Source organism: Parasaccharibacter apium, from assembly GCF_002917995.1.
Classification (GTDB): domain Bacteria; phylum Pseudomonadota; class Alphaproteobacteria; order Acetobacterales; family Acetobacteraceae; genus Bombella; species Bombella apis.
Map to the genome: position 1 here is coordinate 240,773 of NZ_LMYH01000003.1, position 16,115 is coordinate 256,887.

A 16,115-nucleotide genomic window follows, 5' to 3' on the forward strand; every position below is an offset into this window, starting at 1 on the left:
ACAGATGGATAGAAACACAGAACCCTTACATGTTTCTTACAGAGGACATTTCAAAATGACAGGCATGGCAAAATGCCTGCCTTAACCATCGGCCTCATTCTGCCTCATATAAGGCCTTGGGCTACGCAGGCGGCCCGGAACAGGCATGACAATCTCATCGGAGAAATGCGGGGCAGAATCACCTTCAGCCGGGGCAGGCCCGGCGGCGGCCCTGCTCTGTTCCAGCGCCTTCTTCTGCATTTCCAGCTGTTCTTCCAGCTGTTGCAGCATGGCCTGTGCCGACTCCACGGCCTGGTTCAACCCGGCCTCCTGCTTTTCCGACCGCTCCAGAACACCAGAAAGCGAATCGGCAGTCTCCTGCGTCATCTTCTGCTGGTCCATCAGGTCCTCTTCAGCATTGCGGGCACGCTCCAGCAGGACAGACAGGCGCCTGTCCCCCTGGGTGACCTCATGCCGGACCCGCTCGAACATATGGTTCATCTGTTCTGTCGAAGCATCAAGCGTGGCCACCATCTCATTCAGTGCCGTATAGGAATCCCGGATGACCCCAAGCCGCCGGACAATGAGACGGGAGCTGACAATCCCGGCTATCAGGACGACCATCAGAAGAATCTCGATGATGAGCTGGCTATTTTTCAGAAGCATGATGTCCCCTCTGCTCTGCTGACTGCTGATCCACCGAAGCAGAACCAAGAGACGCCAGCAGTTCCGGCGTCAGATCTTCCTCCAGCGGGATGAGGCGCTGGTCTATCCGAACAGCCTGCATCCGATGCAGCCGCCCCAGCGTGCCCTCAAAAATTGGCGTTCCGTCACATTCCATCCGCACACGATGCGGCGCTTCGCCCTTGCTGGGCAGATGGAGGACACTACCTTCCTTCAGCTCCAGAATCTGGGAAAGCGGGAAAGACGCCGTCTCAAACACGGTGGAAACGGTCACGCTCGTTTCCATGATTTCGGAAATGAGATGATTCTCCCATATGGAGTCATTGCCGAAATTGTCCCCCATGAACTGCTGGGAGAGTTTCTCTCTTACCGGTTCCAGCGTGGCATAGGGAATGACGATATCCATGTCCCCGCTCCTGTCGCCCATATCAATATGGAAACGGGCCGCAATGGCCGCATTGGAGGGCCGGGCAATCACCGCCAGGCTGGAGCTGATCTCCAGCCGCTCGAAAGAGAGATCCACCTTGCCCACTGGCGCAAAAGCCTCGGAGAGATCCGCCAGCGTAATGACAATCAACTTCTCTATGAGGGCTCTCTCCAGAGCAGTGTGGGGCCGATTCTCTATGATCTTGGGTCCACCACCGCGCTCTCCGCCCATCAGGATGTCCACAATGGAATAGGACAGCGACGAATCCACAACAACCAGACCATAATTGCGCCACTGCTCTGCCCGGAAGACGGAAAACAGGGAGGAAGACGGCACTTCTCCCATATAGTCCCCAAAACGCAGGGACCGCATGTTCTCCATGGTGATGTCGACATTGTCGTTGGTAAAACCACGCAGGGTCGAAGAAAGGAAACGCACCAGCCGGTCAAACACGTTCTCCAGCATGGGCATACGCTCATAGGCCACAAAACCGGCCTTGATGATGCGCTCCATCCCGCTCTCTTCCCGCATGGCAGAACCGGAAAATGCATTGCCGAGCATGGCATCAATGGCAGACTGGTCCAGCGCATGGCCATCCGCCTCACCATTATCCCCCCCATGCGCAGCGACCCCGGAGGAGGATGTTCCTTCCTCTTCCGGGGCTTCAGTCCGTGCAGCATTGTCTTCTGTATCCGGGCCGGGCTGTTCCGCTCCCTGCCCTTCTGTCAGGTCAGGCTGGTCAGCCTGTGCCTGCTCCTCTTCATCCGCCATTGGGTCCAAATCCACCTTACTGGGTTAGAAGTTCCGTAATGTAAATGTTCGTGACATTCAGCGGGGCAAACGCCACACGCAGGCGCCTCAGCAGGGCCTCACGCAGGCGATAGAAGCCACTGCCATGCAGGTCCTGCGGGCGGCTTTCGTGCAGATAGGTCTGGAAAATGTCCTGCACCTCGGGAATACGCCCCTGAAGAGCTGCCAGTGTCTCAGCTCCCTCCACCTCGACACTGGCTGTCATCTTTACATAGACCGTCCGCCCGGCCCCGTTATCCAGATTGGCCGTGGCAGAGGGAACCGACAGAAGGAGGCGATGTGAGCCCGCCTCCCCGCCTTCCGCTGCGGCAACCTTGGGGGCAGGCTTCCCGCCACCGCCGAATGGTGGAAGGTGGGCCTGCCAGGCACCCACGCCCCCACCTATCAGCAGCAGAGGCACGGCAGCCATGATGGCCATTTTCTTCCTGGACATGCCCTTCCTGCCATCAGCCGAAGCGGCTGTACCATCACCTCCGGCGTCTGGACTGGTCTCATCACTCATGACGCTGCGCTCCGTTATCAGTCCTGATGAACCGGCTGTCTGGCGGCTTTCTCCACAGTGCGACGGCTTTCCGCCTCGCCTGCCATGGCTGTCACACCCAGACCCGCCGATACGGGCATGCTGGCCTCACGGATGGCCTGCTGGACAGGGTTGCACTCATCCTCGGCACGGGCACCCAGCGGCAGGAAGGCTTCCTCATTCAGCCGATACCCCATGCCCCAGCTCGTGATGAAGGGCTTCTGGATACCTCTTGCCCGCAGCTTCTGACGGATGCGGCAGACCATGACATCGATGGTCTTGCTGATGGGCTTCTCCCGCCCGGCATACAGGGTGGACAGGATGGCGGCCTTGTTCAGCAGGCTACCCCGACGACGCACCATGAGGGACATGATGTCATATTCACCCTGTGTCAGCGGCAGGAGGTCATCATCCACCAGCACCTCACGGGTGTCTTCCTTCACCGTCAGACGGCCGACCGTGATGATCTGGCTGGTCACGCCATGATCCATGACACGCCGGACAATCGCCTTCAGCCGGGCCAGCAGTTCTACCGGCCCTACCGTGATGGGCACGCAGTCATCAGCACCAGCGGCAAGGGCCTCGGCCACGTTGTGGGCTGTCAGATTCCGGGCAATGACCAGAATCGGCAGGCTGAAGCGGTTGTTGCGAATCGTTCTGATCAGAAGCGGATCCGGGTTGGTCTGCTGGATGACGGCCACATCGGACTGATCATTGCGCAGGGCGCTCAGCACGCCTTCCCTGCCAGAAATGCGCAGAAAGATTCCTCCTTCAGAAACCGCTTCAGAAAGAGTGGAGCAAGGCCGTCCGTCCATATTCTTTGGACTATCACCAACGCAGATCAACCTCATGGAAGTTTTCCTTTTCTTCATCGTTTCGTACTCCTCATTATCAAGACATAATGCTAACGCGACATTAAAATATCCTTCCATCTTTTAAATGCAATCAAAATATTCCTTTAAATTCGTTAAAATGCTGCCACAAAGCCCATGAGATTATGGCAATTCCATGGCCTTTTACAAAGCACTAAAGGCCATTTTCTCCCCTTGACACCAGCGGTTCCGATTAATGAACTGGACATCTTCACAACCCTCATGAAAGTCCCCCAATGACCCACATCCACCTCATCAACGGGGCGAAACCTTTTGCCCACTCTGCCGGAAAACTGAACCAGACCCTCCAGAATCTTGCCGCAACCTGCCTTCAGGAACACGGTTTGTCCGTCAGCCAGACCGTCATTGATGAAGGCTATGATGTCGAAAGCGAGATCCGGGCGATCCAGAAAGCGGACATCGTCATCTACCAGTTTCCGGGATGGTGGATGGGCACGCCGTGGCCTCTGAAAAAATATATGGATGAGGTTTTCACACAGGCACATGGCCTTTTTTACAGCAATGATGGCCGCAGCCGACACGATCCCTCAAAGCGTTATGGCTCTGGTGGCCTGCTACAGGGCAAACGCTTCATGGTATCCACCACGTGGAATGCCCCACTTGAAGCCTTCGAAGACAGGGACCAGTTCTTCGGCGGCGGTGGCATTGATGCCGTGCTTTTCCCGTTCTATCGGGCCCATGCCTTTCTCGGCATGGACCGCCTGCCCACCTTTCTGGCAACGGATGTCATGAAGAACCCGGATGTCCCAGCCATGGAGGCTGCCTACCGGCGGCATATCGAGCAGGTCATCATCATGGCCTGACCGGCTCCACGGATCAGGAACAACCGGCACAGAGAAAGACTGCACCATGCCACAGGACCGACTCGCCGCCCTCCAGGCGGCTGTCAGCCGCCACTGCCCGGAAAAAGTCACCCATACGGCTTTCGACTTCCTGACCCTCTATCGCACCGGGACCGTGACCGATCCCGTTCTGGTCGTTTACGAACCCCGCATCTACATCGTCGTGCAGGGGCAGAAAATCCTTCACCTCCATGACCAGCCCCTGCCCTATGGCGAGGGCGAATATCTGATCTCCACACTGGACCTGCCCGTTTCCGGCCAGATCACCAGGGCCTCGGCGGAAAGACCCTATCTGGCCCTGTGCATCAGCTTCTCCTCCACGGAGATGGAGCAGCTCCTCCGGGAGAGCCAGTCCGCCCTCAGCCGTCAGGCCCGGAAACTGACCCTCCGAAAAGAGAACAGCTCTCCCATATCCGCCATGGGAGTGAGCCGGATCACCGACGACCTGCTGGATGCCCTGCTGCGCCTGGTCGGGCTGCTCGCCCGGAATAGCGACCAGAAATTTCTGGCGCAGCTCTACAAGAAGGAGCTCCTCTATCTCTTTCTTCATGGCCAACAAGGCCATGTCCTTCAGGAAACGGCCCACCTCCAGAGTGACCTCTCCCGCATCAACAGGGCCATCATCCATCTGCGCCACCATTTTCAGGAACGGTTCGAGATCGGCACGCTGGTGAAGATCGCCGGGATGGGCCAGTCCAGCTTCTACAAACGCTTCGGAGAGCTGACAGGCATGACGCCCCTCCAGTACCGCACGAAGCTGCGCCTGCAGGAAGCACGCCGCCTCATGGTGCATGAAGAGATGAGCGCTGCCAGCGCAGGCTTTCAGGTAGGATATGACAGTCCCTCCCAGTTCAGCCGTGAGTACAGGAAAACCTTCGCCCGCCCGCCCCAGGCCGACCTCCAGCACATCCGCCGCATGGGCGTGGATGCCTATACGGCCCAGCATGAAGATGTGTGGTTCTGAAGCAGACCTGCCATCCCTCCTGAAATATTTAACAGAAGATTAACGTTCCATAGGCTCGCAGCTGGCCCGTTCAATCGCCGCTCTTCAGGGAAGGATGATCCCATGCGCACCATTGGCTTTGCCTGCACCTCTGCCGAGGCCCCTCTCGCCCCCCTCCATTTTGACCGCCGCAATCCCCGCCCCAATGACGTGGTGATGGAGGTCCTCTATTGCGGGGTCTGTCACTCCGACCTGCACTGGGTGCGCAATGACTGGGGCCATACGCCCTATCCGGCCATTCCCGGCCAAGAGATCATCGGCCGCGTGCTGGAGGTCGGCCCGGAGGTGACCCGCCACAGGGCCGGGGACATCGCTGCCGTCGGCTGCATGGTGGACAGCTGCATGACATGTGACCAGTGCCGCAAAGGTGAGGAACAGTATTGCCGGGAGGGCAGGAAATATCCCATCGGCATGAATGGGGTCTATGGTGGCATTGATGCCGTGGACGGAACTCCCAACATGGGCGGCTATTCCAAGCACCTCGTCGCCCGGCAGGAATTCGTCCTGAAAGTGCCAGCAGGGCTGGATGCCTCCAGGGCGGCACCGCTGCTCTGTGCTGGCCTCACCACATGGTCCCCCCTGCGGACATGGCGTGCCGGGCCCGGATCACGGGTTGCCGTCATCGGCCTTGGCGGGCTGGGCCAGATGGCCGTGAAGCTGGCTTCCGCACTCGGGGCGGAAGTCACCGTCCTTTCACGCAGCGGGAAGAAAAAACAGGAAGCCCTCGCCCTGGGGGCAGACAGCTTCCTCGCCTCTGGCGATGAAAAGGCCATGCAGGAAGCGGCCAGCCGTTTTGACCTCATCATCGACACCATACCGGTGGAGCATGACATCAACCCCTACCTGTCCCTGCTGGATGTGGACGGCACGATCTCCCTTGTCGGGCAGGTCGGCCCCATACCGGCACTCTCAACCCTGCCGCTGGTCTATGGCCGCCGCAACATCACCAGCTCGCTCGCCGGAGGCATCCGTGAAACGCAGGAGCTTCTGGACTTCTGTGCCCGCAAAAACATCCTGCCCGATACGAAGACCATCGCCATGCAGGACATCAACGAGGCCTTCCGCCAGCTGGAACAGGGCGACACGCACTACCGCTTCGTGATCGACATGACCACACTGAAGACCGACTGACCGACCACCCCCGCCGGGACCGAACCCCGGCGGGGCCACCCCGTCACGCTCCGGCCAGCACCTCCCGCAAATATGGCCCTGTCCGGCTTTCAGGGTTCCTGACCACCTCCTCCGGCGGGCCGGAGGCAATGATCCTGCCGCCCTTTTCCCCGCTGCCGGGGCCAATATCGATCACCCAGTCACTCGCCGCCGCCACACGCATGTTATGTTCGGTCACAACCACGCTGTGCCCCTGCTCCACCAATGTCTGGAGCTGGCCCAGCAGCCTGTCCGTATCAGAAGGATGCAGGCCAGTCGTGGGTTCATCCAGAACATACAGCATGGGGGCGGGCCGCCGCTTCTGCAGTTCCGTTGCCAGCTTGAGCCGCTGCGCCTCACCGCCGGACAGTTCCGGTGCAGGCTGGCCAAGACGGAGATAGCCAAGGCCGGACTGCTCCAGCGTTTCCAGCCCGCGGGCCAGTGCCCCTTCTCCAGCAAAGAAGGTACAGGCCTCCTCCACGGTCATGGCCAGCACGTCGGCAATGTTCTTCTCCCGCAGCGTGATGGCCAGCACCTCATCCCTGTAGCGTGCCCCATGACAGACCGGACAGGGAGCCTCCACACCGGGCATGAAGAGCAGACCGACCGAGACCGTCCCCAGCCCCTCGCAATACGGGCACCGTCCCTTGGCCACATTGAAGCTGAAGCAGCTTTCATCCAGCTTCGCCCTGCGGGCGGCCTCCGTTGCGGCGAAGAGCCTGCGTATCTGGTCAAAAATGCCCGTATAGGTCGCCAGATTGGAGCGTGACGTCCGCCCGATGGGCTTCTGCGTGATGATGGCCAGACGCCGGACATGCTCCAGCCCTGCCACGATACGCCCTTCCGGCTGGGCCTCCACGGCCTCGTCCGCCAGAGGCGTGGTGTCGTCACCATCCTGCGGTTCGTCCGCTTCCTCGACCTTCTGGCCCAGCGCATGCCCCAGAAGGCTCACCAGAGCCTGACTGACCAGACTGGACTTGCCGGAACCGGAAACACCCGTCACGCTCACCAGAACACCCAGTGGCAGCTTCAGGGACAGGTCCTTCATGTTCCGCCATGTGATGCCCTCAAGCTGGAGCCACCGCTCCACCTGTCGGCCAGGACCACGCTCCAGAGGCGGCGGAGCAAAGAGATAAGGCCTTGTGCGGGAGGCCTCTACCTGCCGCAGGCCATCCGGCGGGCCACTGTAAAGAACCTGCCCGCCATGGCTGCCCGCACCGGGGCCGATATCCACCAGCCAGTCCGCCCGCCGCATGACGACAGGATCATGCTCCACGACCAGCAGGGAGTTTCCGGCCCGAGGCAAACGGGCCAGCACGTTCAGCAGGGCCTCGATATCCGCCGGATGCAATCCGGCGGCGGGTTCATCCAGCACGTAGGCCACGCCAAACAGGGCGGAATGGACCTGCGTCCCCAGCCGCAGACGCTGATATTCGCCGGGGGAAAGACTGTCCACGGTCCGGTCCGTCTGAAGATAGCCCAGCCCCAGCTCCAGCAGTATCTCCAGCCGCCGGAGCAGGGCCGTGCCGATTTCCTCAATCACACGCCCCTGCGCATCATCCCGCCGCTCTCCTGCCAGCTGGTCTTTCAGCACGGCATGAAGCCGTTCCAGCGGCAGGTGGAACAGGGCCGCAATATCCTGCCCCGCAAACGTCACGGCCAAGGCTTCAGGCTTCAGACGGGCACCGTGACAGACCGGGCAGCGTGTCGCCTGCATGAAGGTCGCCGCACGGGCACGCATCTTCGCACTCTTTGAGCCGTGAAAACTCTGCATCACATGGCGGCGTGCGCTGGCGAAGGTGCCCTGATAGGTCGCCGGCTCCCCCCGCTTCATGGCCGCCTGACTCTCGGCATAGTTCAGGCCCCGGTAGATCGGTTCTGTCGGGGTTTCATCCGTGTACAGAATCCAGTCCCGTGTTTCCCTGGGCAGGTCCTGCCACGGCGTGTCCAGATCGACCCCACGCATCATGAGGATGTCCCGCAGGTTCTGCCCCTGCCACGCACCGGGCCATGCGGCCACGGCCTTTTCCCGCAGGGTCAGCGTCGGGTCGGGCACCATCTTTTCTTCCACGACATCATAGAGCCATCCCGTGCCCTGACAGCGTGAACAGGCCCCCTGCGGCGTATTGGCGGAGAAATCGTCACTCTCCAGCATGGGCGCACCAGCCGGATACGTCCCTGCCCGGGAATAGAGCATACGCAGCAGATTGGAGAGGGTCGTCACGCTGCCCACGGACGACCGGCTGCTCGTGCCCGCCTGCTGCTGAAGGGCAATGACGGGCGGCAGCCCTGCGATGCTGCGGATTTTCGGTGGAGGCAGCTGATGGAACAGCCGCCGTGCATAGGGAGCGACCGTCTCCAGATACCGCCGCTGCGCCTCGGCATAGAGCGTCCCGAACGCCAGAGACGACTTGCCCGACCCGGACACACCGGTAAACACCACCAGACAGCCCCGTGGCACCTCCAGCGAGACATCCTTCAGGTTATGCTCCTGTGCGCCTTCCACACGGATCATGTCCACTGATTTCCAGTCGTGAGAAGGCTGATTATCCGATGACACCATGGCCGTGCGCTCCTTCTGACCAGCTCCAGACATAACAATCAGAGCTGGTCGCTATCATGAAAAAAATACTAACATGACCATACGCAGCAAAATAGTTGGGGCCAACACACCCCTCTACCGAACTTTTTGAAACAGGCAACAGCATAACAGATCATGAACCAGATAACAGATAAAGCTGAATTACCCGATGATAAATGCCTTGTTCTTGGAGGAGATCTGACAGAAGCTGTCTGGACAAGCAATGGCCAGCCCATTCTTCTGGAAGACCTGCCCATAACGGACCAGCTCCGCACCAGACTAGACAAATGGATACGCCTTACCGATGATTTTGAATATTACCTGCCCAAAAAAGACCGCACCCCTTTTGACCTGAAAGGTTTTGCAGCTACCGGTCTAACCATTGCCAAAGACCTGAAAGGTGAACTCCCAGACTGGACCATACTCTATTGCGATGAATGGCTCTGGCAGAACCGGGATGATCTTTTTCTAGCGGACGATGACTGCCGCTATGAAGTAACAAAAGATACCCCAGCACAACCCCGCACACCACGCAAAGCCCCCGGCAGAAAGGGGTCGATCCATAGCTCTGAGCACCAAATAAACCGAGAGTTGCAAACTCCCAGAAGGGAATAATTTTTTGGGGCCTCGAAAAAGAAAAGCCGCCCTGTTTCTGGGGCGGCACTGCGCTTTTTCTGATTACCTGTGGTGGAGGGGGTTGGATTCGAACCAACGTAGGCGTACGCCAGCGGATTTACAGTCCGCCCCCTTTAGCCACTCGGGCACCCCTCCGAACTCAGGATGTGCGTGTGATAATATGCATTTACTGCTATGTCAATGCGAGCCAGAAAGATTATACAAAGACTTATGGCTAGAAAATCATCCTCCCGCCGTGTGGCCCTGCCCGAGGCGCAGAATCTCTCCCGCAACCGCTCCCGCCGCAGCACGACCCGGCACGGTGCCCCCGCCACGGGCAAGGGCTACTGGATCTACGGCCAGCACGCCGTGGAGGCCGCCCTGCTCAACCCTGCACGGGTCATCTACAGCCTTCTGGCGACAAAGGAAGCCGCCGACTCCCTGCCCGAGACGGCCCATCAGCCCCGCATCGTCAGCCGGGAAGAGCTGGATGCCCTCTGCGGGAAAGACGCCGTGCATCAGGGCGTCTGCCTGAATGTCGAACCACTGGAAAATCCCGCCATCGTGGATGTCATCGACCGCCCCGGCCCCATTCTGGTGCTGGATCAGGTCACGGACCCCCGCAACATCGGGGCCATCCTGCGCTCGGCCGCCGCCTTCGGGGCCGCTGCCCTTCTGGTGCAGGACCGCCATACACCTGATGAAACCGGCACCATGGCCAAAGCGGCCTCCGGCGGGCTGGATGTCGTGCCCATCATCCGGGAGACCAACATTTCCCGTGCCCTACAGGGCCTTCAAAAAGCCGGGTTCTGGGTCGTGGGGCTGGATGCAGGCGGCACAAGGCTGGACCGCAACCAGCTCGGCGACCGTCGTGTGGCTCTGGTTCTGGGGGCCGAAGGGGCCGGCCTGCGCCGCCTGACACGGGAAACCTGCGATGAAATCGCCTCCATCCACATGTCCGGCCCGATGGAGAGCCTGAACGTCTCCAACGCCTCCGCCGTTGCCCTGTACGAGCTGACCCGCCCGCTGGACTGATCCCAGACACAAAAACGGGGTGGGACCGGAGAACCCGGTCACCACCCCGCTCTCAAGCGATACTATCGGCCATCACTTGGCGAACGGATAATCCGTATAGCCCTTGGCTCCAATCGGGCCATACCATGTCGCCATGTCATCATCCTGAAGCGGCAGATCGTCCTTCAGGCGGCGCACGAGGTCCGGGTTGGCAATATAGGCACGACCAAAGCTTATGGCGTCAGCCCTGCCATCCGCCACGGCCTTCAGGGCCTCATCCCGTGTATATTCCTGATTCAGCACCAACGGACGGGTAAAGACCTTACGGATTTCCGGTGACAATTTCGGCTGTTCCGTAGCCCCAGCAAATGTGAAGGTGCTGGACGGGTTGGACTCACGGAGTTCCAACCACGCCACGCCCAGATCATTCAGCATCTTTGCCGCCGGGATGAAGACGGCCTCCGGGTTGCTATCAATCGTGCCCTGCACTTCCCCATTCGGAGAAAGACGGACGCCGACATGTTCGGCCCCAACTTCCTTGATGACAGCTTCCGTCACCTCACGCAGCAGGCGCAGACGATTCTCAACAGACCCGCCGTAAGCGTCCGTCCGGTGATTGGTGCCATCCCGCAGGAACTCATCCAGCAGATAGCCATTGGCAGAATGAATCTGCACACCATCAAAACCGGCCTTCATCGCATTGCGGGCCGCATGGGCATAGCTTTCCACAATCCCCGGAATCTCATCCAGACGCAGCGCACGGGCTTCCTCATAAGGGGCCTTGCCCTCATAAGTATGAATATGCCCCGGTGCCGTTGAGGGAGACGGTGCCACTGGCTGCTCGCCTGTAACGGAGGAATGAACCATCCGCCCCATGTGCCAGAGCTGGCAGACAATCTTGCCGCCCTTTTCATGCACGGCATCGGTAACGGCCTTCCAGCCCTTCACCTGCTCCTCATTCCAGATACCCGTGGCATAGGCCCAGCCAAGCCCCTGACGGGAAATGCCCACCGCCTCGGAGATGATCAGACCGGCACTGGCCCGCTGAGCGTAGTACTCTGCCATGATGGGTGTCGGTACGGCATCTTTGCCTGCCCGTGCCCGTGTGAGCGGTGCCATGACGACACGGTTGGCCGCCTTGATGGACCCGAAGGAGATGGGATCGAAAAGTGTTGGCATGGTGTTTTCTCCTGAAAAACATGACCAGACAGATGACGGAGACAGGGACACATGGTGTCACCGCCCGTTCTTCTCAAACGCTAACACTTCCTTTTTGTTCTATCAACATAGAACAATGAAACCTTGACAAACGGCCCCCCGACTCCCGATACACGATCTCATGGCTGCGCTGTATCATCACCCCGCCCCGGAAGACATCACCCTCCTGCTCCTTCTGCGGGCCGTGGCGGACCCTGTCCGTCTGGGCATCATCTGCCACCTGCACGGCCTGAAGGAAGCCAACTGCACGACCCTTCTGCGTGGCAGGCCAAAATCAAGCATGTCGCACCATTTTCAGGTCCTGCGGGAGGCCGGCATCCTGCATACCCGTGTGGAAGGGGTCCAGCACCGCAACACGCTCCGTCTTGACGTGCTGGAGGACCGCTTCCCCGGCCTGATGGCCTCTATCCTGCGGGAATGTCCGACAGAGTTTCCAGAGAAAGACTGACCCTCCAACGAAGGCCGTCCCCATCAATGAGCGGCAGGCCCCGTCAGGTCCAGCTCCGCCACAAGGCGGGCCTGCTCCGGCTGCCAGAGCAGGATGCGGGCATCGCCCTGCCCTGTCTTGAGCGTGACGGCCAGAAGGCCATCAGGGCGGGCCGTGACGGCCATGACCTGCTCATCCGCCTGCCTGGGCAGTTTCAGCAGGGCTGGCCCTGCCAGAGAAGCAGGCCCTGCCGCTGCCCGTGAAAGCTCGGAAGCCGCCGGAGCGGGTGAAGCCGAAGAGTGGTTCATCATCCGATGAATGATGATCCCCACCAGCAGGACCGTCCCCAGAATAATCATCACCCCCATGATGATGACAGCCGCCACCAGAGCCCTGGGCGTGCGTGGCGGGTTCGACTCGCTGTTTTGTCCCGGCTCGACTAGATTGGGGGCCATGTCCGACTCACTCATCTCCGATTCTCTCCCTGCGGATGCGCCCGCTCTCTTCTCATTCACCATCACGCCCGAGCAGACAGGGCAGCGGGCCGACCGTATGCTGGCAGACGCCATCGGTACCCTCTCCCGCTCCCGTGTCAAAGCCCTGATTGAGACGGGCCACCTTACCTGCAACGGCACGCCCCGGCGAGACCCCGCCTTCGCCCTGCGAGAGGGAATGACGCTGGAGCTGCGCCTGCCCCCGCCAGAACCGGCCCGCCCGCAGGCCGAAAGCATCCCGCTGGACATCCTCTTTGAGGACAGGGACCTCATCGTGCTGGACAAACCAGCCGGGCTGGTCGTCCACCCCGCCCCCGGCAATGAAACAGGTACACTCGTCAATGCCCTTCTTGGCCATTGCGGGCCGGACTTTGAAGGGATTGGCGGGGAAAAACGCCCCGGCATCGTCCATCGGCTGGACAAGGACACATCCGGCGTGATGGTCGTTGCAAAAACCCCCCTCGCCCATGAAGCCCTGTCCGAAGCCTTTGCGACCCGCACGATGGAACGGGCCTATCTCGCCCTGGCGTGGGGCCTCCTTCCGCCTTCAGGCGAGTTTGAAGGGGCGATCGGACGGGATAAGCGGGACCGCAAGCGCATGGCCGTCGTCCCTAATGGCGGCAAACACGCCCTGACACGCTTCACGACGAAAGAAACTTTTCATGCGGGGGTATCGCTCGTGGAGTGCCGGCTGGCCACGGGACGGACGCATCAGATCCGTGTCCACCTGTCCCATAATGGCCACCCCCTGCTGGGCGACCCGGTCTATCTGCGTCGTGTCCCGGCAGCGGCCCGCAAACTGCCCGTGAACGTGCGCCATCAGGCTCTCGACTTCCCCCGTCAGGCCCTTCATGCCGCCACTCTGGGTTTTACCCACCCACGAACAAAGGAAGAACTGCTTTTTTCCGCCCCTCTCCCTGATGATCTCCAGACCCTGATTGAAGCTCTCTCGGAAGGGTGAAGCACCTGACTTTTTATTAAGTTTGACTCTCGGCAGGAATCAATTAAAGAATAATAGGACGAAAAAAGTCCTATAAAGAATGGACATGTCTCTATTGCCTTATTTGCGATGGAGATACGGCCTGACCGGCGTTAAGATGCAGGCGCTGGTCTCATCGTTCCTGTAAGGGATAGGCTGGTATGATCTGCCCGCCTCTTCCCCAGTCGGGTGCAAGGAGTCGAAGTCGCATGAAGTCTCCCTCAACTCTTCCCGCCATCGGCCCGGAGACCAACCTTTCCCGTTATCTTCAGGAAATCCGGCGGTTCCCCCTTCTCACCTCCGAGCAGGAACTCGCTCTTGCCCGCCGCTGGCGTGACAAACACGACAGCACGGCGGCTCATGAACTGGTAACATCCCACCTGCGCCTTGTTGCCAAGATTGCCATGAGTTACCGGGGCTATGGCCTGCCTGTCAGCGAACTGATCAGCGAGGGCAATATCGGCATGATGCAGGCTGTCCGCCGTTTTGACCCGGAGCGAGGCTTCCGGCTGGCGACCTATGCCATGTGGTGGATCAGGGCAGCCATTCAGGAGTACATCCTGCACAGCTGGTCTCTGGTGAAAATGGGCACGACCGCTGCCCAGAAGAAGCTCTTCTTCAACCTCCGCCGCCTGAAAGGGCAGATGCAGGCTTATGAGGAAGGCGACCTGCAGCCAGAGCAGATTGATCATATTGCCAAAACACTGGGCGTGCCGGAGCAGGATGTCATCTCCATGAACCGCCGCCTTACGGCACCTGACCATAGCCTGAACGCCCCGCTCCGTGCAGATGGCGAGCAGGAATGGCAGGACTGGCTTGTGGACCAGAACGAGAATCAGGAAGATACACTGGCCGAAAGCGAGGACATGAGCGGGCGCAAGGCTCTGCTTGCCGAAGCCATGCAGACGCTCAATGACCGTGAGCGCCACATTCTGACAGAACGCCGCCTGAAGGAAGACCCCTCCACGCTGGAAGAACTCTCCCATCATTACGGTGTCTCCCGTGAGCGCATCCGTCAGATTGAAGCCCGTGCCATGGAAAAATTGCAGAAAGCCATGGCCTCCGCCGTCAAGGAACGCCGCAGGGAACAGGGCTTCTCCGAAGAAGAGGTGGCCGAAAAAGTCAAAGCCTGATCCCCACCTCCTCCTTCAGAACTGCACTGAACAGAACGCAGCGGGGCCATACCCTGGCTGCGTTTTTTCATGCAACAGGAAGAAACAGTAGACACAAAAAAGGCGGCGTCCCGAAGGACACCGCCTCTTCCGTAAAACCAGCGAAACCGATCTTACTTGGCGCGCAGCACCTCAACACCCGGAAGGGTCTTACCCTCCAGCCATTCGAGGAAGGCACCGCCAGCCGTGGAGACATAGCTCATACGGTCAGCCACGCCAGCGTGACGCAGGGCAGAAACGGTGTCACCACCGCCAGCCACTGTCAGCAGCTTGCCTTCTTCGGTCAGCTTGGCAGCGGCACGGGCCACTTCCACGGTTGCCTTGTCGAAAGGCTCGATCTCGAAAGCACCCAGCGGACCGTTCCAGACAAGAGTCTTCAGGTCAGCAAGATGTTTGGAGATCAGCTCAGCTGTCTTCGGGCCAGCATCAAGGATCATGGTGTCTTCCGGCACCTTGTCCACCGGCACAACCTCGGAGGCGGCACCTGCCTTGAACTCACGGGCCACGACGGCATCCACCGGCAGGACCAGCTTGCAGCCTTTTTCCTTGGCGCGGGCGGCAATCTTGCGAGCCGTCTCATGCATGTCGGATTCCTGGAGGGACTTGCCAACCTTCACGCCTTCAGCAGCGAGGAAGGTGTTGGCCATGGCCCCACCAATGAACAGAACATCCACCTTGTCCAGCACGTTGCCGATCAGGTCCAGCTTCGTGGAAATCTTGGACCCGCCAATCACGGCGCCGACAGGGCGCTTCGGGCTTTCCAGCGCAGCGGAAAGAGCCTTCAGCTCAGCTTCCATCAGGCGACCAGCATAGGCCGGCAGCAGATGGGCCACGCCCTCTGTGGAAGCATGGGCACGGTGGGCAGCAGAGAAAGCATCATCCACATAGATATCCCCGTTGGCAGCCAGTGCCTTGGAGAATTCGGGATCGTTCTTCTCTTCCTCAGCGTGGAAACGTGTATTCTCCAGCAGGAGAACCCCGCCATCCTTCAGCGCATCCACAGCCTCTTTGGCCTTGGGGCCCACGCAGTCCGCAGCGAAGGCGACCGGGCGGCCAAGCAGCTCACCCAGACGTTTGCCAACCGGTGCCAGCGACATCTCGGGAACGACCTTGCCCTTGGGCCGGTCGAAGTGGCTGAGAAGGATGACCTTGGCCCCCTTCTCAGTCAGCTCACGGATGGTCGGCAGCACACGCTCGATACGGGTCGTATCGGTAATGGCACCCTCATGCATGGGGACATTCAGGTCAGCGCGGAGAAGTACGCGTTTGCCACGTACCTCCGCCTTATCAAGCGTGCGAAAAGCCATG

General features: G+C 60.0%; 16 protein-coding genes and 1 tRNA gene. 8 read left to right on the plus strand and 9 right to left on the minus strand.

Annotated elements, in window-relative coordinates; translation table 11 throughout:
• Positions 1-81: 81 nt before the first annotated feature.
• The 4 genes from ASO19_RS01790 to ASO19_RS01805 are packed head-to-tail and all read right to left on the minus strand — an operon-like array spanning position 82 to position 3,271.
• Positions 82-645, minus strand: a complete 564-nt coding sequence (locus tag ASO19_RS01790) for a hypothetical protein (RefSeq protein WP_043558125.1) — start codon at positions 643-645, stop codon at positions 82-84.
• Positions 629-1,861, minus strand: coding sequence for a flagellar motor switch protein FliM (fliM, locus tag ASO19_RS01795; RefSeq protein ID WP_103765257.1), 1,233 nt, complete (start codon positions 1,859-1,861; stop codon positions 629-631). Before fliM ends, ASO19_RS01790 begins: the two co-directional genes overlap by 17 nt.
• A gap of 16 nt (positions 1,862-1,877) precedes the next feature.
• Positions 1,878-2,402, minus strand: coding sequence for a flagellar basal body-associated FliL family protein (locus tag ASO19_RS01800; RefSeq protein WP_081562799.1), 525 nt, complete (start codon positions 2,400-2,402; stop codon positions 1,878-1,880).
• A 17-nt stretch (positions 2,403-2,419) separates the two neighbouring features.
• Positions 2,420-3,271, minus strand: coding sequence for a response regulator transcription factor (locus tag ASO19_RS01805; RefSeq protein WP_166651581.1), 852 nt, complete (start codon positions 3,269-3,271; stop codon positions 2,420-2,422).
• Positions 3,272-3,528: 257 nt separating this feature from the next.
• Here ASO19_RS01805 and ASO19_RS01810 point away from each other — a divergent pair, with 257 nt between their 5' ends.
• The 3 genes from ASO19_RS01810 to ASO19_RS01820 all read left to right on the plus strand — a co-directional run bounded on the left by ASO19_RS01810 (position 3,529) and on the right by ASO19_RS01820 (position 6,289).
• Positions 3,529-4,116, plus strand: a complete 588-nt coding sequence (locus ASO19_RS01810) for an NAD(P)H-dependent oxidoreductase (RefSeq protein ID WP_043558122.1) — start codon at positions 3,529-3,531, stop codon at positions 4,114-4,116.
• Between the two features lie 46 nt (positions 4,117-4,162).
• Positions 4,163-5,119, plus strand: coding sequence for an AraC family transcriptional regulator (locus tag ASO19_RS01815; RefSeq protein ID WP_103765258.1), 957 nt, complete (start codon positions 4,163-4,165; stop codon positions 5,117-5,119).
• Between the two features lie 102 nt (positions 5,120-5,221).
• Positions 5,222-6,289 carry an NAD(P)-dependent alcohol dehydrogenase gene (locus tag ASO19_RS01820; RefSeq protein WP_103765259.1) on the plus strand — a complete coding sequence of 356 codons (1,068 nt, stop codon included), beginning with the start codon at positions 5,222-5,224 and terminating at the stop codon, positions 6,287-6,289.
• A gap of 43 nt (positions 6,290-6,332) precedes the next feature.
• On the opposite strand, the gene ASO19_RS01825 is transcribed toward ASO19_RS01820, so the two are convergent.
• Entirely contained in the window at positions 6,333-8,870 is a 2,538-nt protein-coding gene (locus ASO19_RS01825) for an excinuclease ABC subunit UvrA (RefSeq protein ID WP_103765290.1), read from the minus strand.
• Between the two features lie 153 nt (positions 8,871-9,023).
• Here ASO19_RS01825 and ASO19_RS01830 point away from each other — a divergent pair, with 153 nt between their 5' ends.
• Entirely contained in the window at positions 9,024-9,503 is a 480-nt protein-coding gene (locus ASO19_RS01830; protein WP_086442156.1) for a hypothetical protein, read from the plus strand.
• 70 nt (positions 9,504-9,573) lie between these two features.
• Here the strand turns inward: ASO19_RS01830 and ASO19_RS01835 are convergent.
• Positions 9,574-9,659 (minus strand) — tRNA-Tyr (locus ASO19_RS01835).
• A 75-nt stretch (positions 9,660-9,734) separates the two neighbouring features.
• Here ASO19_RS01835 and rlmB point away from each other — a divergent pair.
• The gene (rlmB, locus tag ASO19_RS01840; RefSeq protein ID WP_081562805.1) at positions 9,735-10,538 is read left to right on the plus strand and encodes a 23S rRNA (guanosine(2251)-2'-O)-methyltransferase RlmB; all 804 of its coding nucleotides are present in this window, start codon (positions 9,735-9,737) and stop codon (positions 10,536-10,538) included.
• Positions 10,539-10,610: 72 nt separating this feature from the next.
• Here rlmB and ASO19_RS01845 read toward each other — a convergent pair whose 3' ends face one another.
• On the minus strand, positions 10,611-11,696 hold the full coding sequence (locus ASO19_RS01845; protein ID WP_103765260.1) for an alkene reductase: 1,086 nt from the start codon (positions 11,694-11,696) through the stop codon (positions 10,611-10,613).
• A 160-nt stretch (positions 11,697-11,856) separates the two neighbouring features.
• Between ASO19_RS01845 and ASO19_RS01850 the strand changes: the two genes are divergently transcribed.
• Complete coding sequence (locus ASO19_RS01850; RefSeq protein WP_103765261.1) at positions 11,857-12,183, plus strand: ArsR/SmtB family transcription factor; 327 nt, start codon at positions 11,857-11,859, stop codon at positions 12,181-12,183.
• 23 nt (positions 12,184-12,206) lie between these two features.
• On the opposite strand, the gene ASO19_RS01855 is transcribed toward ASO19_RS01850, so the two are convergent.
• Positions 12,207-12,632 carry a DUF6476 family protein gene (locus ASO19_RS01855; RefSeq protein ID WP_232086369.1) on the minus strand — a complete coding sequence of 142 codons (426 nt, stop codon included), beginning with the start codon at positions 12,630-12,632 and terminating at the stop codon, positions 12,207-12,209.
• Between ASO19_RS01855 and ASO19_RS01860 the strand changes: the two genes are divergently transcribed.
• Both ASO19_RS01860 and rpoH read left to right on the plus strand, forming a co-directional pair.
• Complete coding sequence (locus ASO19_RS01860) at positions 12,616-13,617, plus strand: RluA family pseudouridine synthase (RefSeq protein WP_081562808.1); 1,002 nt, start codon at positions 12,616-12,618, stop codon at positions 13,615-13,617. The two genes, ASO19_RS01855 and ASO19_RS01860, sit on opposite strands and share 17 nt — an antisense overlap.
• A gap of 227 nt (positions 13,618-13,844) precedes the next feature.
• Positions 13,845-14,768 (plus strand): RNA polymerase sigma factor RpoH, encoded by a 924-nt coding sequence (rpoH, locus tag ASO19_RS01865; RefSeq protein WP_043558106.1) that lies wholly within the window; start codon positions 13,845-13,847, stop codon positions 14,766-14,768.
• 152 nt (positions 14,769-14,920) lie between these two features.
• Here rpoH and ASO19_RS01870 read toward each other — a convergent pair whose 3' ends face one another.
• Entirely contained in the window at positions 14,921-16,114 is a 1,194-nt protein-coding gene (locus tag ASO19_RS01870) for a phosphoglycerate kinase (protein WP_043558103.1), read from the minus strand.
• Position 16,115 lies beyond the last annotated feature (1 nt).